The following is a 22,605-nucleotide window of genomic DNA, read 5'->3' as shown; positions in this document are numbered from 1 at the left end:
TTATTCCAGATAATAATGCCTTATTTTTTTTAGGTCATCATCCAGTTCGTAAACCAAAGGAACGCCCGTTGGGATTTCGAGTGCGGTTACTTCTTCGTTTGATAAATTATCAATGTATTTGATCAATGCCCTCAAACTATTGCCGTGTGCAGATATAATTACTTTTTCATTTCTGCTTATTGCTGGTACTATACTTTCATTCCAATAAGGCAGTACCCTTGCAATGGTATCGCTTAGGTTTTCGGTTAAAGGGAGTTCTTCGGGTTTTAAAAGTTGATAGCGCAGGTCATTACCCGGGTATCGCTCGTCGTTTTTGCTAATCTGTGGCGGTTCTTCATCAGGATCCCTTCTCCATTTATAAACCTGGTCTGTGCCATATTTTTCAGCCGTTTCTGCTTTATTCAGGCCTTGTAAAGCCCCATAAAAACGCTCGTTTAAATGCCAGCTTTTATGCTCGGGTATCCAAAGATGATCCAGGTCTTCTAAAATAATATGGAGTGTTTTAATGGCCCGCTTTAATAAAGAGGTAAAAGCAATATCGAAATTGTAATCGTGCTTTTTTAAAATTTCACCAGCTTTTTTAGCTTCTAAATAGCCATTTTCTGATAAATCTACATCAGTCCAGCCTGTAAAACGATTTTCGAGGTTCCAAACACTTTGGCCATGGCGAATCAATACAATTTTTTTCATGGTAATAAAATAAACAATCAGGAGGCGAAAAGTTCTCGAAAAAATGTACAATAAATGTAAATTCCTTTGAAAAAGAAGGCGGTTTTTTTGTAGGCTGTGGCTACCCGTAATGTCGTCATTTCGAGCGAAGTGCAGCGTAGCCGAGAAATCTGCCTAGATAGATCTCTCTCCCGAATATTCGGGACTGCGCTCCAGTCGAGATGACGACGTTTTTTTATTTGAGGTTGTTAATGATAACACCCTCAAAATGATGGGACTATTGTTTATTCGCCTTTTCGATCAATTCTCTTTGATCGGTTAAATCTTTATAATAGAAGTAAGCCGTAAATCCCAAAATGAGAATGATGTTGCTGAACTTAAAACTATGGTCGAGCCAATAATCAAAAGGCGGGGTATTGCCACTAAAACTTTGCTTGATACTGGGCCAGGAGTTTATCGTAAATATGATAAAAACCAGTAGCAAAAACTTTAGCAAAGTCCTGATGATAATTTTTTGATGATTTACTTTTTCCATTATTTAAATTCCCTGAAATCCTGTCCATCAGTAATGTTAAGCAAGCTTTCGTAAATCAGGCTGATTACATTATCTACATCTTCTTTGTGCACCATTTCTACTGTAGTGTGCATGTAACGTAATGGTAATGAAATTAATGCCGAAGGTACGCCGCCGTTTGAGTAAGCAAAAGCATCGGTATCCGTTCCGGTAGAACGTGATGAGGCCTGGCGCTGGAACGGAATATTGTTTTTCTCAGCAGTTTTGATCAGTAATTTATTCAGATTGGTTTGAACAGCTGGTGCATAAGAAACCACTGGCCCTTTACCCGCAGATAAATCACCCTGAATGTTTTTGTTAATCATTGGGGTGGTGGTATCGTGTGTAACATCGGTAATGATAGCCACATTTGGTTTAATGCGTTGGGCAATCATTTCAGCACCACGTAAACCGATTTCTTCCTGTACCGAGTTAACAATGTATAAGCCAAAAGGAAGTTTTTTCTTGTTTTCTTTTAATAAACGGGCAACTTCAGCAATCATAAAACCACCTACACGGTTATCTAATGCACGACCAACATAATAACGATCGTTTAAAACCATAAACTCATCTTCGTAGGTAATTACACAACCTACATGGATGCCCAGTTTTTCTACTTCTTCTTTTGAAGTGCAGCCACAATCTAAAAAGATGTTTTTTAACTCCGGAGCCTGTTCTTTTTCGCCATGGCGGGTATGAATAGCCGGCCAGCCGAATACTGCTTTAACCAATCCTTTTTCGGTATGGATGTTTACACGTTTTGAAGGTGCAATCTGATGATCTGAACCGCCATTACGGATCACATAAATTAAGCCATCACTGGTGATGTAGTTTACATACCACGAAATCTCATCCGCATGAGCTTCTATAACTACTTTAAAAGCAGCTTTAGGGTTAATTACACCAACTGCGGTGCCATAATTATCGATAAAATGTTCATCGATATATGGTTTTAAATAGTTTAACCAAAGTTTTTGTCCTTCCCACTCATAACCTGTAGGGGCAGGGTTGTTAATGTATTCTTCAAGAAACTGTAAAGATTTTTTGGTTACTACCTGATTGTGTTTCTTTTTTTCGTCGTCTTTTTTCTTAGCCATTATTAATAGATATAAGATGGGAGTATTGAGATCTGCGACCTCATACTCATTTTTAACTTAACTTGATAATTCTTTTTCCATGACCACAAAATCGTGCCCATCTTTAAAAAAGATTTTATCGGTTTCGTGGAAGCCAAATTTAAAATAAAATTCTTTAGCATTTACACGGGCATTGCACCATAGTTTTGTCGCTTTTTGAATTTTACAAAAATCGAGTATATAGTCCATCAGTTGCGAACCTAAACCTGCTTTTTGTGCCGAAGGAAGAACGGCTAGCTTTCTGAACTGATAAACATCGCCATCATGAAATAGCGAAACTACGCCGGTTAACTTATGATCGAGGTACAATCCAAAATGGATGCCATCAAAATCGTCGGGCAGTTTTACAATATCGAAAGGTTGGTCAGGATACATGGTTTCATGTCTGATCCGCCAGGTTAATGAGGGGAATATCTGTTCAATCTGAACCATAATTAAAGTAGAAAGCTAAAGCCTATTCTTCCGTCAACGCCATAATAAGTTTGATATTTGTTGATACGCATAGTTGGACCTAATGAAAGTTCGAAATTTGTTTTTTTGCCAATGCTACGCTGAAAACCCCATTGCGGTGTGATTCCAATTTCAAAATCTACCACATTGTACTGATCCATATTACCTCCTTTGATCAGTGGAGAAAAATAACTGGCAACATCCAGACCAAAATAATTAGAGGCATTATTAATGGTTTTTTTTCCTTTTTTTATTCTGTTTTCGAAATGATAATATTTCCTGATTCCGGCATATAAGTTTGGTGCAAGATCAAAATAGGTATTGGTTTTACCTCCTGAAATATAGTTGTAATGATATTCTACCGACAAAGTTCCGGCTACACCTGCACCTACATATGCGGTGGTTAATTTTCCGATCTTTTGCTCTCTCTCGTAGTGAAGAGACAATAGGTTCAGCCGTATTTTATTCAGCGATTTTACTTCTGTTGGCTGTTCTACTTTTGTACTGTCCTGTGCTTTAGCACTGCCAAAAATAGCCAGGCAAATAAACAGCATTGAAAATGTTTTGATTGCGTTTTTAGATTTCATAAATTTTATTGGTTAGTTATTTTTTTCTTCCGTAAAACTGATAAATTAAAATGTTGAGGACAATAATACCCGTCATACCATAGCAGAATAATGCCCAGCCACCCTGACCCCATAACCAGAGGCCTAAAGCTGAACCGCAACTGGCACCGATAAAACTTACCGACATAAAAATGGTGTTAAGCCGGTTTCTTGCTTCAGGTATCAGGGTATAAATATGGGTCTGGTTGGTTACATGTATGGCTTGCTGACCGATGTCGATTAGTATAATGCCAATTACAAACAGGTACAGGTTGTTGCCGGTAAAATAGAATAAGGCAATGCTGATGATCTGCAGGATAAAACCGATCATTAAGTTTTTACGTGGATTGTTGCCATCGCTCAGTTTTCCAACCAATGGTGCGGCCAATGCACCTGCAGCACCTGCAATACCGAATAATCCGATTTGCAAGGTTTGGAAACTAAATGGCGGGTTGGCGAGGAATAACACCATGGTGGTCCAGAATGCACTGATAATGGCAAAGGCCAAAAAGTTGATAATGGAAGTTTCCCTTAAAGCAGGTTGGGTTTTGATATAACTGAACATCGAGCGCATCAGTTCTTTGTATGTACCTTTAAATGCAGGATAGCTTTGCGGAAAACGTTTGGCCATTAACAGTATAAGTAATCCGCAAATTGCAGCTGCGATATAATAAACCGCTCTCCAGCCTAACCAAAAACCAATGCTTCCGCTTACCGCACGCGAGGCCAGAATGCCCACCAATAAACCACTCATGATCATACCAATGTTAGCTCCACGGTTTTCGTCGGTGCTTAAATTGGCTGCTAATGGGAGGATAAGCTGAGGAACGATAGAACAGGTTCCGATCAGGATAGAAGCAATTTCCAATATAAAAAAGGTGTGCGAAAGTGCGGCAACCAATAAAGCAAAAATAGCCAGACCTGTAATGATGAGGATCTGCTTTTTACGCTCGAACATATCACCCAGCGGAACCAAAAGGAAAAGCCCTAGTGCATAACCAATTTGCGTGAGGTAGGTAATTTTTCCAGCGTCGGTTTCCGTAAGGTTAAAATCTTTTGCAATCAAGATCACCAATGGCTGGCAGTAATAAATGTTTGCAACAATGAGGCCTGTGCAAAAAGCCATGAGCAATATATCGGTTCGGGATAGTTTCTGAGTAATCTGCATTTGAGTCTTGAGTCGGAAGTCCCCAGTCATGAGTCTTAAGAGGCGAGTTGATTACTACCTGACTATGGACTAATGACTATTTTCTACAAAGGTATATTTCCATGTTTCTTTCTGGGGTTATTCACCACCTTATTTTCTAACATCTTGAAAGCTTTTATCAACTTTATACGCGTTTGGGCAGGTTCTATTACTTCATCAACAAAGCCACGCTCTGCTGCACGATAGGGGTTAGCAAAGATATCAGAGTAGAGTTTTTCTTTTTCCAGCCATTTTTCTTCCGGGTTTTCTGCTGAAGTAATCTCTCTTTTAAAAATGATTTCTGCAGCACCTTTTGCACCCATTACCGCAATTTCGGCACTCGGCCAGGCATAGTTCATATCGGCGCCAATGTGTTTGCTGTTCATTACATCGTAGGCGCCACCATAGGCTTTTCGGGTAATCACCGTAATGCGCGGCACCGTAGCTTCGCTAAAGGCGTATAATAATTTTGCCCCATTGGTGATAATGCCGTTCCACTCCTGATCAGTACCCGGTAAAAAGCCCGGCACATCCTCAAATACCAGTAATGGGATGTTAAAGCAATCGCAAAAACGGACAAAACGGGCCGCTTTGCTTGAAGAATTGCTATCTAAAACACCCGCTAAATAGGCTGGTTGATTAGCCACAATGCCGATGCTTCTGCCTGCTAAACGGGCAAAACCTACTACAATGTTTTCTGCATAAGCGGCGTGTACTTCTAAAAAGCTATCAGTATCGGCAACAGTACTAATCACTTCACGGATATCGTAAGGCTGTGAAGCATTTTCAGGCATAAAAGTATTGAGTTCTGGCCGGCTTTCGTCGGTAGCTTCGTAAGGTAAATGATCTGCAATTTCCTCACAGTTTTGAGGCATGTAACTGAGTAATTTCTTTACATGGGTAATCGCATCAATTTCGTTGGCGCAGGCAAAATGGGTAACGCCCGATTTTGTAGCATGTGTGCTGGCACCGCCCAGTTCTTCTGAAGTTACTTCTTCGTGGGTTACGGTTTTTACTACGTTAGGCCCCGTAACAAACATATACGAGGTATTTTCTACCATCAGGATAAAATCGGTAATGGCAGGCGAATACACCGCTCCACCAGCACAAGGCCCCATAATGGCCGATAGCTGCGGAATAACGCCTGATGCCTGTACATTTTTGTAAAAGATATCGGCATAACCACCTAATGATACCACGCCTTCCTGAATACGGGCACCGCCACTATCGTTTAAGCCGATTAATGGTGCACCATTTTTCATGGCCATATCCATCAGCTTGCAGATTTTTTCGGCATGAGTTTCGGATAGCGAACCACCAAATACGGTAAAATCCTGAGAGAAAACATAAATTAAGCGCCCGTTAATGGTTCCGTAACCAGTTACAACGCCATCACCAAGGTATTTTTCGCGCTCCATACCGAAATCGGTGCTGCGGTGGGTAACCATCATGCCGATTTCTTCGAAACTGCCTTCGTCCATTAAAAAATGGATGCGCTCACGGGCAGTAAGTTTACCTTTTTTATGCTGACTGTCGATACGGGCCTGTCCGCCGCCAAGGTTGGCCTGGTTAATTTTATCTTTAAGTAATGCTATTTTTTTATCCATTGCGAACTATTTCAATTTCTTGTTTTCTTTTGGTGTAGGTAAAAAATTTTCTCCTGTAATAACACTTTTTCCCGTTTTGCTTTCTAAAGCAATTCTTGCATTCTTTGCTATAGCACCTCCCTTTTTACCTGAACTAGCATTTTCTTTTAATCCCATTGATTCTTCTGTCTCTGCAATTTGTCTAGTAGATAATTCGGCGAGTGCTGTACTGCGACCTAGTTTTTGCCAGTTTTCCCTTGCTCTATTTACACTTTGTTCAGGATTAGTTATTTCTTGGATCCGCTCATAACCAACCTTTGCAAGCCATTGTTTAAAAGGCTCTGCTTTTGGACTTGGTATGGATTGAATAATCCGTAGGAGTTGGGGAGTATTGGCAACATCAGTAGCTCTTGATTTTCCATCTGAAGCTTTCATTTTCAACTGTCCGATTTGATCGGACAGTTCACTTCCTTCTTTTTTAAGTTTAGACTTTAAATCGGCCCAATATTTTCTAGGACGATCTGAAGTTGTTAGAACTTCAATTACATCAATAATTGAAAAATACCATTGTCCTTCTACATCATCCCAATGGCTTCTAACCTGTTTTTCTTCAAATAGCTTAATATCACTCATAAATTATTTTTTAAAACGCAGTTGGGATGATAACTGAATTTTTATTTAAGTTTTAAAATTAAAAATTACCAGCGGTAATGCAAGACTAGTTTGATGTTATTTATAATAACCATAGTAGGAGTAGGTTTGGAAAAGCACTTATGTATACTTAAATGTCTCATATGGTTGAAAATAATTGGGAAATGAAGGCTTCTGTACTTTTCGGAAACAGCAGTCCCGCCATTCGCTACTTCCGATGAAGGATCGGAATCGCTGCTGTCGGGTTTAGAATGTAGGGCTTATGGTTTGAACACTTCAATCGTGCCACCTGCCCTTGTTAAATAAACCCGATAGGAGCGAACACGAAGTGCAACGGAGTAAAGCGATAGCGGGACTGAAGCCGCCATAGAAACTGAACCCTTAGTTTCCAAAAAAAAATGACCGCCTTAGCCATCTAAGAACAACTAAGGAAAATCTTGATGTTATAAAAACCTTTGAGGTTTGAATAATGCGAAAGCACACCAATAAAAATATCTTTCCACTCTCTTTGTTTATAAACCTGACAGCAGCGGTATCCTTTTTGGCCTCAGTTGATTTTGAATTTATAGCCAATATTGCCAAAAAGATTTAGCGGATGGCAGGACTGAACTAACCGATAATAGTGGAACCAACTGTTTTCAAAACCTCTAAATAAACCCTGTTTTTGCATCATGGATGCCTGCATTTTACTTAAATTACATTTTTTTTACAGCCTAAAGTATTGAAAAACCAATTATCCGTTTATTTTTGTAAACGTTAGTATTAAAACGACATTAGAATCAGCAGATGTTTTTACGAAAATACAAGTATATAATCGTTACCGCATTCATGTTCATCTTCATGGCGAAGATGGGTATATCTGGTGCGCCGGTTTTTTGTACGAGTATTGACAAGGAAATCATGAATGCGGTAATCATGCAGATTGAGTTAGAGCATGACGGCGGGAAGGATACCGCCAAAGACACCGCAAAATTTACCGATTTTAAACTCGTAGAACTTAACCATCCTATCTTTTCTTACGAGTTCTCTTCAAGCCATTTCGTACTGAAGAGCAGTTTTATCGAACACTTCAAAAGATATGTAGATCCATATCACCCTACGGTACCAACACCGCCGCCTAACTTTATTTAGTTTCTATTATTTGGGGTAAATTATCTGTGCCTTTTTTATTGAATTGAACATTGCCGTGTTTAAGCATTTTACATGGTGTTGTGCTGTTCTTTACTGTGCGCATTTAATATCCCCTCACGATTTATTCGTTAAAAATTTACCAGCTAATTATATCGTTATGCAAAAGTTTAACCCGGCCTTTTCAGGTTCGGATGTGAAGAAATATATTCTTAAAAAGAATTTAAAGAAAGATTTACCTGCAAGTATTGTAGTGTTTTTGGTGGCATTGCCATTGTGTTTGGGTATTGCACTGGCCTCGGGTGCGCCATTGTTTGCCGGTTTAATCACCGGCATTATTGGAGGAATAGTGGTTGCTTCTTTTAGTGGCTCGCAGCTTAGTGTGAGTGGCCCGGCGGCGGGTTTAACCGTTATTGTGCTGGGTGCCATTACCTCTTTGGGCAGCTATCCAACCTTTTTACTTGCCGTTGTACTTGCCGGGGTTTTCCAATTGATTTTGGGCCTGGTTAAAGCCGGAACGATTGGTAATTACTTTCCATCAAGCGTAATTGAAGGAATGCTTGCCGCCATCGGACTGATTTTGATTTTAAAACAGTTACCGCATGCGCTGGGTGTTGATACGGATTTTACGGGTGATGAAGGATTCTTTCAACAAGATCACGAAAATACTTTTTCTGCGATTACAGCAGCCTTGAGCCATTTTAGTTTGGCAGCAGTGGTCATCAGCTTGTTATCGATAGCCATTTTGATTATATGGCCTAAATTTCCGAAACTGGCCGTGGTGCCTGCACCTTTATTGGTGGTTACTTTAGGGGTTTTAGGAACGCTGTTGTTTGCCGGTACTGATCATCCTTTACGTGCCGATCAGATGGTGAAAATCCCGGTGGTAGGCGGTTTTGGTGAATTTGTGGGTTTATTTACCCTGCCTGATTTTTCGCAACTGGCCAACAAAAATGTTTACATCGTAGCTTTAACCATTGCTATTGTGGCCAGTTTAGAAACTTTACTGAGTATTGAGGCGGTAGATAAAATAGATCCGATTAAACGTGTAACACCAACAAACAGGGAATTAATTGCACAGGGTATAGGTAACATTACCAGCGGTATGGTTGGCGGTTTACCGATGACATCGGTAATTGTACGTAGCTCGGCCAATGTAAATGCCGGTGGCAGGACCAAAATGTCGGCCATTTTTCATGGTACCTGGCTATTATTATCGCTGTTGTTTATTCCGGGTTTAATCAATATGATTCCATTATCATGTTTAGCGGCCATTTTATTGGTAACGGGTTATAAATTAACACGCATCAGCTTGTTTAAACACATGTACCATAAGGGCTGGGACCAGTTTGTTCCGTTTGTAATTACGGTTGTGGCGGTTTTATTTACCGATCTGTTAAAAGGTGTGGCTGTTGGTATGCTGGTTTCGGTTTTCTATTTATTGCGTACCAATATGCGCAATCCCTTTTTTTACAGGATCTCGAACGAAGGTGATAAAAAGAACATCAGGATTAAACTGGCAGAAGAAGTTTCCTTTTTAAATAAAGCAGCGATACAGGTGGTTTTAACGAATATCCCCAAAGAAACAAACGTAATTATTGATGGTTCTAACGCGAGGTATATTGACCCGGATGTATTGGAAACCATTTACAATTACAAACATAATGCTTATACAAAAGGCATTATTGTAACTTTAGAAAACATACAGAAACATTACTCTGTACCAAAATTAAATATAAAAGTAGAAGAAGACATTAATAAATTATAGTTATGTGCGCAAAAACAATAGATACAAAAGATATCACTTACGAGAACTTATTACAGGGTAATAAAGACTGGGTTAAAGATACAATAGATAACGATCCTGCCTTTTTTGATAAATTATCAGAAGGTCAGAGCCCACCTGTTTTATGGATCGGCTGTTCAGATAGCCGTGTACCAGCCAACCAGATTACAAACACCAGACCAGGTGATATTTTCGTACACAGAAACATTGCCAATGTGGTGGTACATACTGATATGAACCTGCTGTCGGTACTCGATTATTCGATTAATGTGTTAAAAGTAAAACATGTTATTGTTTGCGGCCATTATGGTTGCGGTGGTGTTAAAGCTGCTTTGGGTAATAAACAGGTTGGTATTATTGACAACTGGTTGAGAAATATCCGTGATGTATACCGTACCCATGAACGTGAGATGGCTACCATTAAAGATCCGGATCAGCGATTTGACCGCTTAGTGGAGTTAAACGCCATTGAGGGCGCTGCAAATGTGACCAATACTTCGATTGTGCAAAGCGCCTGGGCAAATGGACAGGAATTAGCTGTACATGCCTGGGTTTACAGCCTGAAAACAGGAATCATCAAAGATCTGAAAGTAACCTGTACTTGTCTTGATGATGTTGCCCCTGCGTTTAAGGTAGGATAAAACACCCCATAGGTGTTATTTTTTAGTTGTTAGGAGAAGCTCCCGATTTTACATCGGGGGCTTTTATTTTTCTGTACTGTTCGGCATATTGCCAGCATGGCCTTTATTGCCTTTTTCAGCATCTTCCCTGGCTTCTTCAGAGCCGAAATCGCCTCTTCCAAAATTTCTGCCCAGGTTACCGGCATCGCTTTCTACCGTATTTTTCTTTTCGTTATCATTGCTGCGGTGGCGGGGCACCAGCTGATCGGGCATATTGGTTTTATCTGCCGAATTATCTGCATTTTTATCGCCTAAATTGTCGTTATTATCTTTTGTGCTTTCCATAATCTTAGGATAAGGTATTTATTATAGAACAGCATAATAATGAATTGGTTTTAGATTGTTTAGGGCAGGTTTGGTATGGCTTTAAAGTTAAAGACAGATCGGTTAGTGCCGTTAATGATGTAGAGCGTGAAATCATAATTTTGCCCTTTTTGGAATGTATTGGCTGCAGCGATTGTTTTAATCATGTTGGCATATTTAGCTATAGGTGGAATATCGCCTTTGGCTATTAATTTTTCCTGTTGATTGATGCTGACATAAAGTTCTATCCTGCCAGGCTGCGAAGTGCTTAAACCAAAATTTTCTATATTTATTGCTGCTGTTAGCTTTCCTAAACCGACTTTGAAATCGGGTTTCCGTGCGCTTAAAATGGCTTCATCGTATTTTACCCAGGGCACACGGGTATAACCAAAAAGCATTTTACCGGAACGGTACTTGCCCAGCAGTTTTGGTGCGAATTCATCTTTGGTTAAGGCAAGACCAATTGTGCTAAAGGTTATAACAAGGTCGTTGCCCGATTTTTCTGTACTGATTACTTGAGCTCCTTTGCCAAAATTTACCACTTCAGATGAGCCAAAACGCAACGATTTAAGATCAATATCGGTTTGCGGGTTAAAACCCTTTTCGGCCTTAACCTTTATTCTAATGTTTTTGGTTTTAGCATCGGGTAAGGTTTTGGTCAGCATGGTAATTAAAACGCCCGGATTTAAAGGGATTACAATGTTTTTGGAGCTGTGGTTATCGTTGGCAAAATCTTCTTCTTTCTGTGCATCAATAACGGCAAAATTGGCCTGCGTTGCCCTACCATATTGATCTTGAAAAACCCGCATTCTTTCGTATTTAAACCAGCTTTCTACTGAACCATCCTGATGGAAAGAAATGCCCGGAACATAAGCTTCGCCTGCTTCGGTAATCCAGTTTACACCATCTTTTGAGCGTAGGTAATAAGCAATGCGGCCAAGCCAGTCGTTTACGATTAGGTTATACTGAACATGATCACGCCAAATTACAGGATCTTCAAATTCTCCTTTTATATTCGGATAAGCCGTTTTGTTAGATATTTGATAATAGGTTGAAAGGCCAGATTCGCTGATCCAGCTGCCGCCGCCCCTGCAAACCATCAGGTAAGAGCCATCAGTTCTCTGTGCAAAAGTAAGGTTGGAAAGCCCTTCTATAATTGGCCGGTCTCTTTTATCAAAATTGAATTTCCCTGCTGTCCACGGACCGTTTTCGTTATCGGCAACATAATTTTTATCGATGGCATACAGCACCAGTTTACCATTTTTTGCCCTAAAAGCATCTACATTATGGCCATAACCAATGGTATCTTTAATCACAAAAGGACCAAACGAACTTTTAGCTGTAGCGTGGTAAATAATTGATTTGGGCCATTCGAAATGGCCTTTAGGGGCACTTTCTTTCCAGCCAACTACGTATAAATGATATAAATTGTCTTTTGATTGAATAATATCGCCACACCAGTAAGACCGCTGTCTGTCTTCAATGCCATTATCCACATATCTTGGCAGTACATTTTTTGCTCCCCAGGTATCGCTGCTCAATTTTCCATCTGGCATGGCTAAGAAACGGTCTTTGAAAGCACCACCTTTTACCAGTTGTTTCCAGCTTTCCGGACGGGGGCGTTCAGTAATCTGTGCATTCACATCATTGATAATGGTAATAAACAATAATAGGGATAATAGCTTTTTCATGATCTCATTATTCAATCGTAATCCATTTGTATTCTTCCGGATTCAGGGTAACAGGTATTTCTATTTCGTAAGCCCTGTTGAGGTTTAATTGTTGTGGTTTTCCATCATCAACACGAACAGATGCGGTTTGTGTTAAACCCGTATAATATAAAGGTATTTTTATTTTTCTGGTGATTTTTTCTTTTAAAGGGTTAAAAATCATGGCAAGTCCTTTTTGTTTAAGTGATGGGTTTACATGAAGCCAGCCATCCCAATCCCGGCCATCTGCCCGACGTAAATGGAGTAAATCGCTGTTTAAAATGTCACGGTATTTTTTATACCAGTTGATGACTTCAATTACAGTTGCTTTTGTTGATTCGGTATCATATAAACGTGGACCACGGTAACAGGCTTGTACACCCGCTCCATAATATTGCATCATCAGCTGTTTATAATCGGTAAGGTGTGCTGAAAGCGGTTCCAGTATGGCTTCCGGACCGCCGCCCTGGTATTTGGTTAAAGGCACAAAACCCCAGCTCATTGAAGGTGTTTTTTCCCAGTTGCCATCAAAAATATTCTGCCTGTTTAAAATTTTTTGCTGATCGCGAGGCAAGGAGAAATTAACTTCTCTGTAACCTATTGAAACTTTGTTTGTACCATCCAGCAGGTACCAATCTGGTGCATTTACATAAATCCCGTTTTCATTACACCAATGGTAGAGTTCTTTTTGTATTTCCATTTGCCGCCATTGCGAATCTTCTTTATCGCGGTGACCGGGATGTGTGGTTGATGCACAGATATCGCCAGGATAGGGCCCATCATTTTCCCAAATTGTAAAACCCGTTTTGCTTAAAAAATATTTGATCTTATCGCGATAAGCCAAACCCCACTTGCTGCCAAAGCAGGGCGCGTTACCAAAAAATGAACCACCAATTTTGCCGGTTTTAGGATTGACCACATCATCTTCTTCGCTAATGTGACGGGAGCTGAACAGGGAGTAACTGCCAATGGCTATGCCTTTTTTGCGGGCCAGATCTGCTATTTTTTTCCAGTGACTGATGTTTTTAGCAGAAGTATCTTCCATATTGCAGTGGCTGCCAAAACTCATAATCAAGGCTTCATAACCTGTATTGGCACACTGTTCTATTGCATTTAATACCTCATCGTCGTTTTTGCTTACCAAATGCATAAAAATTGGATTTTGCGTGGTCCAGGGGGCAATGGTAAGGTACATTTTTCTAATCATCAAACCCTTTCTTTCACGGTCGTAAGTATCGATCAGCAGTTCGTGGGTGCGGATAGACTGGAAAGTTTCTTTGGGATTTAGCAAAATTCCGGGTGCATTTTCTGGATATATTTCCAATAGGGCAGGCGTTTTATAATCGTAGTTAACCTGCGAAGTGTAGGTGGTATCCTTTTTCCAATGTGTGGTTTGGTCGCTTATTTCATAAGTCATGGAGTTGTTGAAAGCATAGTTAGATTCGATGTAAATACCATGCTGCTTTTTCATTTGTGCTTCAGTTCCCACTACAGCGCTTTCTTCTTCCACTACGCCCAAAATTTCATTCATTACACGGTCTATTTTCACCGCTTTTTCACGCTTGTTTTCTATGCTCAGCCATTTTATAATTAGCGGAATATGATCATAAAGTTCGTAATGTATACTGATGCTGATACCCTTCAAAGCGGCTTGTTTACTTTCAAAATTAAAGGTGAGCATTTTACCTTTCCCTTGTTGCCTGTTCGAAGCCCAGGTAGTGTTTTTCCAATTAAGAAAAGGCTTTATGGAATCTATTTTGAACGATTGGTAAGTGAAATCGGCTTTAGCATCGAGTTGATCTGTCCATTGATTAAGAAAGTAGGCATTTTCTTTTTGTCCGTAAAGTCCGCCAACATTGTATTCAGTTCCGTTTATGGTAATTTTAGCTTCTGGTTTTAAAGCGCGTATTAATTGCTGGCCATTGCTCATGTTTTTGAAATCGGTACAGGCTAAACCCGGCGATAATGTAAAAACACGTTTAACCAAACCATTATATAGCATAATTCCTTTTTTATCAGCAGTAGCATAAATTTGTGCTGGATATTTGTTTAAATTCACCAGCCAATCGGATGGACTTAAATTTTCTACAACCGGCGAATAGGCTAAAGGGGTTTCCTGGGCTAAAAGGTCTAAAAATTGAAAAACAAACAGAATTATTAGACATGTTTTTACGATTTTCATGGTTGTGATATGTTTAGAAGCAGTTTAGCCTGGTTTTTATTTAAAATCTGCAGCGCCAATTTGGTAATGCTGACCAGCTTTTGTATGTAATATTACTTTTTTTCCTTGATAACTGATGGTACAAAGTCCCCCTTTTTTGGCAACAAGGGTTGCCGATTGTAATTGAAGGTTTTTCCAGTTCATGTCGATTACGAAACCACCTCTTGCCACCAATCCTTTAACCGAACCCTCTTTCCAGGCTGTTGGCAAGGCAGGTAATAAGGAAATAAAATCTTCGTGGCTTTGCATCAACATTTCGGCCATCCCTGCAATTACACCAAAATTTCCGTCAATCTGAAAGGGAGGACAGGCATCAAACAGGTTATAATAGCTTCCGCCACCCTGGTCGTATTTGGTATCGGTATCTGAAGTTGGACGCAACTGGGCATTTAATATTTTGAAGGCCCTATCGCCATCATTTAATCTGGCCCAGAGGGCAATTTTCCAGGCATAAGTCCAGCCTACGCCTCCATCGCCCCTTACTTCCAACGATTTTTTTGCCGCCTCTGCAAGTTCGGGTGTTTTATCTTTTGTAATCTGGTTGCCGGGATAAAGGGCGTACAAGTGCGCCAGGTGGCGATGTTGTAATTCAGGTTCTTTAAATTCTTCTCTCCATTCCATTAATCTGCCATCTGAACCTATTTTAGGCGGCGTCAAATTTTGTCTGGCATCTGCTAGTTTTTTCAGGAATGTGGCTTCGTTAATTTTTAAAATGCTGGCTGCTTTTAGTGTATTGCCAAATAATTCGTACATCACTTCCTGATCGTGGGTAGGGCCCATGCTGATCTGCACCTTGGCACCATCGGGGGCTAAGAATGAATTTTCGGGTGATGGGGAAGGACCTGATACCAGTTTGCCGGTTTTTGGATCTTTTACCAACCAGCTCAAATAAAACTTACTGGCTTCTTTAAGGATAGGAAATACTTTTGCTAAATAATTTTTGTCCTGGGTAAAGGCATAATGCTCCCATAAATGTTCGCACATCCAGCCACCACCACCAACATGCATGCCCCAGCTTGGATGTTCACCCGGCGAGGTATAACCCCAAATATTTGTAATGGTATGTAATACCCAGCCGTCCATTTGGTACTGTACTTTCGCAGTACGTTTTCCAGGCGCTAAGAGCGATGAAACCAGGTCAACAAATTGTTCCTGGCATTCGGACAGATTGGTGACCTCTGCAGGCCAGTAATTCATCTGAACATTAATATTGGTGTGGTAATCCCCGTTCCAGGGTGTTTGGATCTGATTGGCCCAGATGCCCTGTAAGTTGGCAGGTAAGCTTCCTTTGCGCGAGGAGGATAACAAGAGGTAACGGCCATATTGATAATATAGCCCATATAGGGCCGATTCGTTATGGTTTTGCACATTTTTAGCCATCAGCTCATTTGTTGGTAAATTATTGCTGCTGTTATTTATCTGCAAACCCGATCTTTTCATAAAAGAAGAGAAGTCACTTACATGCCGTTGTCGTAATAACCTGTAATTTTTGGCTGTTGCATTTTTAATTATAACATTCAATTCACTTTCAAAATTTGGATTGGTATAATCGGGGTAATGCAAACGGTAGTTTGTAGCCGCTGTTAAAATAATGGTAACAGAAGTTGCTTTTACAATCTGTAAGGTATTTCCGTTGATTTTTATTGTTCCACCTGTAAGCTGTGGAACGGCATAGGTTTTATAGTTCATGCCATCGCCACCTTTACCGTTATTTAAAGTTCCGCTCATTACCAGGCGATCTTTTTCTGCTCTGGTTGTAAATCGTTCGGGTCTGTTTAGCGATAATGAAAAAGATAATGCATTTGGTTGGTCTGCTGTTAATCTAATCACCAAAGCCCGGTCTGGAAAACTGGAAAAAACTTCCCGTTTATATTTTACACCATCTTGCTCATATTCCGTTAGCGCTATTCCGGTAATGAGATCGAGTTCACGGTAGTAATTTTTAAAACCGGATTTTTTGCCGAAATCGATTCTCAGATCACCCAGGGTTTGGTAACAGCCAAAGGGAACATTTGCGCCGCTGCCCTGGCCAGAGCCTTTACCCTTGCAAACCTGGGTTTTGTTGGTTAATTCGGCCGCTTCCTTATATTTTCCTTCAAAAAGAAGATTTCTTATTTCGGGGATGTATTTTGCTGCATCCGGATTGTCATTATCATCTACACTACCGCTCCATAAAGATTTTTCGTTAAGCTGTATTCTTTCCTGGTTTACATCACCAAATACCATTGCACCTAAAAAACCATTACCAATAGGCAGTGCTTTTAACCATTCGGGATCACTTTTCCATCCATTCGGATTATCTTTTGTATTGGCATTTGCAGGAGAAGTAAACCAGATTTTATCATTATGATTTACCTGAGACCAAACTTTTGTTGTAGCACAGGTTATTAATACAAAAAAGAAGAGAGGTATTTTCTTCATTATGGTGAGATGATTTTTATTAATTATCAGATAGCGTTAATTTTGATGGAAAACTTCTTCCATGCCACTCCAGGTTTCGCTTTTTGCAGCGGCATCGGGCAGGGGAATCTGCATGGGCGCGGTTTCTTTCCACCAACGTTGGGTAGTGGTATCAGCTGCCATTTTTTTCATATCTGCATCAAAATCTTTTCCTGTATATTCGAAATAGCTGAATAAATATGGTTTCCCGTCTATTTCTTTGAGGTAGATTGAATAGTTATGGATGTTGCATTCGGTTATTTTTTTTAATACCCCGGGCCATGCCGCAGCATGTAATTTTTTATAAGCCGCAATTTTTTCTGGTTTTAATCCGGTTATTGAGCCGTAGCGCTTTACTTTCTGTTCCGCATCTTTTCGGTCAAAACCCGATTGTTCGGGTTTTGTAGTGGTATTGCAGGCTAAAAGGATTAATAATGGCATAAACATCAAGCCATACCTGTTTTTTAAGGTTTTCATATCTGACTTATTTGATGATCTGGATATCTTCAGCATTTCCGTTTAGTTCCAAAACAATGATGTAATTTAACTTATCCGCCTGACTGGCAGGAAGTGTTATCGAAATATCACTGTTTTGAACCACATCAACCGGCTGTCCGTTTAAAAGATATGCTTTCTTTACTTTTCGGCCAGGGATAGCTTTTAAATTCAATTTAGCTATACCTGTATTAAGTACGTGCAAATACATTTTATTGCCTTTTCTGGTGGTTGCATAATCATTATTGGGTTGATAAGGACCGCCTAATGTGCCATAAATGGCTTCACCGTTAACCTTTAACCAATCGCCTATTTCTCTTAAACGATCTACCTGCCTTGCTTCAATCCTTCCATCAGGCATGGGGCCAACGTTTAATAAAAGATTGCCATTGCCACCTGCAGTTTTAGAAATAATATCGAGGCATTGCTTTAGCGATTTCATTTTATCATTTGGTTTCCAGGCCCACTGGTTGCAAATGGTAAAACAGCTTTCCCAGGGTGTTGTCATGTTTAATTTACCTACTACCTGCTCGGGCGTATCATAATCACCAATCATTTTAGACGCATCGATGTTTTTATTTTCCATCGCTGCAAATTCTTTTCCGAGGCGGTTATTGGTAATTACATCGGGTTTCAGTTTTTTAAGATAGGCATACAGGTCTTTACCCATTTCGTCTGTCCAGGGTTTTTCCCACTGACCATCAAACCAGAGCATGTAAGGATCGTAATTGGTAATCAGTTCTTTTAACTGATTTTTCATGTACAACAGATAATGGTTCATGTCCGATTTTGGATCAATGGTTTGATCTTTTGGCGAATGGATCGGGTAATCGGGATGGTGCCAATCCAGCACTGAATAATAAATACAGAATTTAATGCCCTGCTTTTTGCAGGCTTCGTTTAGTGCACCCACAATGTCCTTTTTGTAAGGTGTATTTTTAATGTTGAAATCGGTAAATGCAGTTGGCCATAAACAAAATCCATCATGGTGTCTGGCGGTGATGGTGAGGTATTTCATGCCAGCATCTTTAGCGGTTTTTACAATGGCATCAGCATCAAATAAAACAGGATTAAATTCTTTGTATAAGTTATCGTAATCATTTACTTCAACCTGGTCTCCACGGCTCCAGCCAATTTCGGTACCGCGCAAACTTACCGGCCCCCAATGGATAAACATGCCAAAACGTTTATCCATAAAATCGCTCATGGTTGACGATTTTGGGCTTTTGGTCTGCGCATTTATTGCTAAACTTATATTCAAACTCAGCAACAATAAGATGGTGTACTTTATGAATTTCATATTTTTTGATTAAAAATGGTTAGTCAGGATTTTATTTAAAAAAGACATATAAAACGCCCATGATTAGCAGTAAAACAGCCGATAGTACCTTATAATTGCCTATTCCACTCCAGCCTTTGCGCTGTAAGGGTTCCCAGATAGATTTCCAGTACAATACTTCACTTTGTGCGGTATGTTTTACCGGGTATAGGTATGAAAAAACGATTTGTGTAATTACACACACGCAGAAAAGGTAAAATGCCATCATCATAAATGGAATTTGTCCGATGAAGGTTTCTGCACCATATACTTTATTTACAATGAATACAGCAACCCCCAATATGGAACCGATGAGTAAGGTATATTGCGCCCCTTTAGCTGAAGCTTTTTTCCAGAAAACCCCCAACAAAAATACGCAGGTTATGGGAGGGGCAATGTGGGCAATTACGTCGTTTATCCCTTCAAATAAACTTTGATAACTGTTTAGCAGTGGCAATAAGCCAATTGAAACCACTAAGGCAATACCCGCCGACCAACGCCCTACGCTTACCAGTTTTTTGTCGGTAGTTTCAGGTTTAAAGCGTTTGTATAAGTCGTAACTGCTTAAGGTAGCAATGGAGTTTAAGGCGCCTGCAATCTGGCTCATTAATCCCGATAAGAGTGCTGCCACCAAAATACCCACCAGTCCTTTGGGCAATAGCTGGGTAATCATTAAGGTGTAGATTCCCTTGGTATTTAATACGCTTTCGCCATTTGCCCCAATATGCTGCAGGGAGCTTAAATCCATTGAGCCCGATTTATACAGGGTGTAAGCGAACAGACCTGGCAATACGAAAATAAATACGGGTAAAATTTTAATAAAACCACAAAAAAGTGCACCAACGCGGGCATGGTTTTCATCTTTGGCACCCAATACACGTTGCACAATGGTTTGATCGGCGCACCAGTACCAGATACCGAGAATCGGGTAACCCAAAAACACGGCCACCCAGCTCATTCCACTTGCATCGCCGATTGGCCGCAACATGCTAATTTTATCCATAGCACTTTCTTTCTGCAGTACAGCTGTCATCTGTTCCCAGCCACCTATTTTGTTCCAGGCAAATACCGTAATAATAATCGCACCTGTAATTAAAACCAAACTCTGTATCGTTTCGGTAACTACCACTGCTTTTAAGCCACCAATAATGGTGTACAGGCCAGTTAGTGCAGCAATTACGATAATACTGGTGTACATGTTAATGCCGAATAAGGTTTCGAGTACGATGCCACCAGCTAAAAACGAAAAAGCGATGTGGATGATGATGGCTGATAGGATGGAAATAAACGCCAGCCAATCTCTACAGGCACGGTTATAACGGCGTTCCAAAAAATCGGGTAGGGTAGATATACCCGAGCGGATATAAAATGGAATGAACAATAAGGCTAAAAGAATGAGCGTAAAAGCCGCCATCCACTCGAAATTACCGTTTAAAAGGCCGCTATCGAAACCGCTTTGTGCCAAACTGACCAAATGCAGACAAGAGATATTAGTAGCGAATAAAGCTAAACCAATCATCGGCCATTTAAGGCTTTTGCCCGCCAGAAAATATTCGCCACTGGTGGTTTCCTGGTTTTTTTTCTTTCTTGTACCCGTCCAAAGTCCTATGGTTACAATAAATAAGATGTAGGCTATGGTGATTACAATATCTATGGTACTGATCATATCTGGTTTCTTTAAAAATCTATTTTAAATCGCAACTGCTTCCTGCTTCTTGTGGGGTAATGTATACGCCGTTCTCAATTTTAATGGGATTTGTAAAATGTTGTTTTAAATGGGGGATATGTTCTAAAAACAAGGCTTCGTGGCCCATGGCAATGTGGTTAAACAATACGAGGTGCTGGTGCAGCTGGCCCATGTCGCCAACATGTGGCACTACCGGAACGCCAAATTTTTTACACATTAAACTGATGGTGATAAACTCACTTACCCCACCAACGCGTACCGCATCTACCTGTGCAAAACTGGTACAGCCCGTTTGTAAATAATTCTTAAAAATAATACGGTTGGGAACATGTTCACCCAAAGCCAGCTTTACGGGCGCAATGGCTTTTGCCAGGGTTTGGTGTGCTAAAACATCGTCAGGATGGGTAGGTTCTTCAACCCAGTAAGGGTTCATCTGTTTTAGCTCATTACAGATGGATATGGCCTGTGGTAAAGTCCATTGTTGGTTGGCATCGAGCATTACTTTTGAGGTTTCTCCGGCAACCTCCCTCACAATATTCGCCCTGCGGATATCACGCTTTGGATCAGTTGAACCCACTTTCAGTTTCATTGCGGTAAAGCCATTATCAATTGCTTTTTTGCAGTTTTCGCGTACCTTTTCGTCATCGTAATTAAACCAGCCGACAGAGGTATCGTAGCCCGGATAACCGGTTTCCAGAATCCCTGTCCTCGATTTTTTCGAATCTACCTGATTTTGCAACATTTCGATGGCTTCGTCTCTGGTGAGCACATCTTCCAGATAAGATAAGTCGAGGGTATTTACAATTTCTTCAGGACTTAAATCGATCAGTAATTTCCAAAGTGGGACATTCCTTTTCTTAGCCCAAAGATCGAAACAGGCATTGGTTACAGAGGCTAAGCCCAAATGCACTACACCCTTATGAGGCCCCAGCCACCTAAATTGTTGCTCGTTTGATAAGGTTTTAAAGGTTTGACCAAAATTACCCATCAACTCCTCTATTTCAATTCCTTTTAAAGTATCAGCATAAAATTTTGCAGCGCTGCAAACCAGGTCGTTGCCTGCACCAAGGGTAAAAGCCAAACCTGTTCCTGTTTTGCCATTTTCGGTCAATTGTGTAACGGCGTAAGAGTATTGGGGATCTTTATGTATCGCATCGCTTCCGGCACCCGTGGCAAGTTCGAACCTCTTATCCTGTATCTGTATTTTATCAATCATGTTATATTTATATTAAAGTTCTATAGCCTAGTTCTGCGCCACCACTAACAGGTAAAATTATTCCCGTAATAAAACGGGCGGCATTGCTCAAAAGAAAAACACAGGCATCGGCAATTACATCACCTGCTGGCATATGGCCTAGAGGCTGTAGTTTATTAAGGTAGGTTTCAATTTCGTTTTGATTGGGTTGTTCCTGGCTCCAGGCTTGTAGTGTTGGTGTATTTATTGCCGCTGGTGATACTGCATTTACCCTGATCTTAAATGGAGCATAATCTAAGGCCATGGCTTTGGTAAGTGCATTAATTGCCCCTTTGGTGGCTACATATACCGCATGGTTATCTTGCCCGATGCTACCCACCACCGAACTTGTATTTAAAATACAGCCCTGCGATTTTTTTAAATGCGCTATCCCGTAACGGGTGGTATATAGGATGCTTTTTAAATTTACATCCATCAATAAATCCCATTCTGAATTAGTGGTTTCATCTAATGTTTTTGAAGGATGAGCAACGGCTGCATTGTTATGAATGGCATCTATACGGCCATATTTTTCAACAATGGCATCAAAAGCCGCAGCAACAGTTGTTTCGTTTATTAAATTGCAGGTTATAACTAAATTTTCGGTGTTGATGAGTTCATTCAGTTTTTCGTCTGCTAAGGGATTTTTATCGATAATGCAGATGATGGCGCCGGCTTTTACATAAGCTTTTGCGCATTCCCAGCCTATACCATCCCCACCGCCAGTGAGTACGACAACTTTATTTTCGAGCATGCCTCTGTTTTTAAT

General features: G+C 40.3%; 20 protein-coding genes. 3 read left to right on the top strand and 17 right to left on the bottom strand.

Going from position 1 to position 22,605, the window contains the following annotated elements; all coding sequences use genetic code 11:
• The 8 genes from gpmA to U859_RS0120440 form a co-directional block, all read right to left on the bottom strand.
• Positions 1–690, bottom strand: a complete 690-nt coding sequence (gene gpmA / locus U859_RS0120475; RefSeq protein ID WP_025145181.1) for a 2,3-diphosphoglycerate-dependent phosphoglycerate mutase — start codon at positions 688–690, stop codon at positions 1–3.
• A 256-nt stretch (positions 691–946) separates the two neighbouring features.
• A complete protein-coding gene (locus tag U859_RS0120470) occupies positions 947–1,204 on the bottom strand; it encodes a hypothetical protein (RefSeq protein ID WP_025145180.1) in 258 nt (85 codons plus the stop codon).
• A complete protein-coding gene (locus U859_RS0120465; RefSeq protein WP_025145179.1) occupies positions 1,204–2,319 on the bottom strand; it encodes a M42 family metallopeptidase in 1,116 nt (371 codons plus the stop codon). The genes U859_RS0120470 and U859_RS0120465 overlap by 1 nt, the downstream gene beginning before the upstream one ends.
• A 57-nt stretch (positions 2,320–2,376) precedes the next feature.
• Complete coding sequence (locus U859_RS0120460; RefSeq protein WP_025145178.1) at positions 2,377–2,790, bottom strand: GNAT family N-acetyltransferase; 414 nt, start codon at positions 2,788–2,790, stop codon at positions 2,377–2,379.
• Positions 2,791–2,792: 2 nt separating this feature from the next.
• Positions 2,793–3,395, bottom strand: coding sequence for a hypothetical protein (locus tag U859_RS0120455; RefSeq protein WP_025145177.1), 603 nt, complete (start codon positions 3,393–3,395; stop codon positions 2,793–2,795).
• Between the two features lie 16 nt (positions 3,396–3,411).
• Complete coding sequence (locus tag U859_RS0120450) at positions 3,412–4,581, bottom strand: MFS transporter (protein WP_240183082.1); 1,170 nt, start codon at positions 4,579–4,581, stop codon at positions 3,412–3,414.
• 83 nt (positions 4,582–4,664) lie between these two features.
• Positions 4,665–6,206, bottom strand: a complete 1,542-nt coding sequence (locus U859_RS0120445) for an acyl-CoA carboxylase subunit beta (RefSeq protein ID WP_025145175.1) — start codon at positions 6,204–6,206, stop codon at positions 4,665–4,667.
• Positions 6,207–6,212: 6 nt separating this feature from the next.
• A complete protein-coding gene (locus U859_RS0120440; RefSeq protein ID WP_025145174.1) occupies positions 6,213–6,818 on the bottom strand; it encodes a Bro-N domain-containing protein in 606 nt (201 codons plus the stop codon).
• An 846-nt stretch (positions 6,819–7,664) separates the two neighbouring features.
• Here U859_RS0120440 and U859_RS0120430 point away from each other — a divergent pair.
• The 3 genes from U859_RS0120430 to can all read left to right on the top strand — a co-directional run bounded on the left by U859_RS0120430 (position 7,665) and on the right by can (position 10,391).
• Positions 7,665–7,967 (top strand): hypothetical protein, encoded by a 303-nt coding sequence (locus U859_RS0120430; RefSeq protein ID WP_240183081.1) that lies wholly within the window; start codon positions 7,665–7,667, stop codon positions 7,965–7,967.
• A gap of 157 nt (positions 7,968–8,124) precedes the next feature.
• Positions 8,125–9,732 (top strand): SulP family inorganic anion transporter, encoded by a 1,608-nt coding sequence (locus U859_RS0120425; protein ID WP_025145172.1) that lies wholly within the window; start codon positions 8,125–8,127, stop codon positions 9,730–9,732.
• A gap of 2 nt (positions 9,733–9,734) precedes the next feature.
• Positions 9,735–10,391, top strand: a complete 657-nt coding sequence (can, locus tag U859_RS0120420; RefSeq protein ID WP_025145171.1) for a carbonate dehydratase — start codon at positions 9,735–9,737, stop codon at positions 10,389–10,391.
• Positions 10,392–10,454: 63 nt separating this feature from the next.
• On the opposite strand, the gene U859_RS0120415 is transcribed toward can, so the two are convergent.
• The 9 genes from U859_RS0120415 to U859_RS0120375 are packed head-to-tail and all read right to left on the bottom strand — an operon-like array spanning position 10,455 to position 22,590.
• A complete protein-coding gene (locus U859_RS0120415) occupies positions 10,455–10,715 on the bottom strand; it encodes a hypothetical protein (protein WP_025145170.1) in 261 nt (86 codons plus the stop codon).
• Between the two features lie 59 nt (positions 10,716–10,774).
• Positions 10,775–12,424 (bottom strand): glycoside hydrolase family protein, encoded by a 1,650-nt coding sequence (locus tag U859_RS0120410; protein ID WP_025145169.1) that lies wholly within the window; start codon positions 12,422–12,424, stop codon positions 10,775–10,777.
• A gap of 7 nt (positions 12,425–12,431) precedes the next feature.
• Positions 12,432–14,624, bottom strand: a complete 2,193-nt coding sequence (locus U859_RS0120405; protein WP_025145168.1) for a hypothetical protein — start codon at positions 14,622–14,624, stop codon at positions 12,432–12,434.
• A 36-nt stretch (positions 14,625–14,660) separates the two neighbouring features.
• Entirely contained in the window at positions 14,661–17,084 is a 2,424-nt protein-coding gene (locus U859_RS0120400; RefSeq protein ID WP_025145167.1) for a glycosyl hydrolase family 95 catalytic domain-containing protein, read from the bottom strand.
• 36 nt (positions 17,085–17,120) lie between these two features.
• A complete protein-coding gene (locus U859_RS0120395) occupies positions 17,121–17,579 on the bottom strand; it encodes an L-rhamnose mutarotase (RefSeq protein WP_205314421.1) in 459 nt (152 codons plus the stop codon).
• A 7-nt stretch (positions 17,580–17,586) separates the two neighbouring features.
• Positions 17,587–18,897, bottom strand: coding sequence for an alpha-L-fucosidase (locus U859_RS0120390; protein ID WP_025145165.1), 1,311 nt, complete (start codon positions 18,895–18,897; stop codon positions 17,587–17,589).
• Positions 18,898–18,928: 31 nt separating this feature from the next.
• Positions 18,929–20,581: a sodium:solute symporter gene (locus U859_RS0120385; RefSeq protein ID WP_025145164.1), complete on the bottom strand. Its 1,653-nt coding sequence runs from the start codon at positions 20,579–20,581 to the stop codon at positions 18,929–18,931.
• A gap of 19 nt (positions 20,582–20,600) precedes the next feature.
• The gene (locus tag U859_RS0120380) at positions 20,601–21,818 is read right to left on the bottom strand and encodes an enolase C-terminal domain-like protein (protein WP_025145163.1); all 1,218 of its coding nucleotides are present in this window, start codon (positions 21,816–21,818) and stop codon (positions 20,601–20,603) included.
• 7 nt (positions 21,819–21,825) lie between these two features.
• Positions 21,826–22,590, bottom strand: a complete 765-nt coding sequence (locus U859_RS0120375; RefSeq protein ID WP_025145162.1) for an SDR family NAD(P)-dependent oxidoreductase — start codon at positions 22,588–22,590, stop codon at positions 21,826–21,828.
• Positions 22,591–22,605 lie beyond the last annotated feature (15 nt).

This window comes from Pedobacter jeongneungensis, assembly GCF_000633455.1.
Lineage (GTDB): Bacteria > Bacteroidota > Bacteroidia > Sphingobacteriales > Sphingobacteriaceae > Pedobacter > Pedobacter jeongneungensis_A.
Note: the sequence above shows the minus strand (reverse complement) of the source record. Positions and strands in the feature narration are given on the sequence as shown.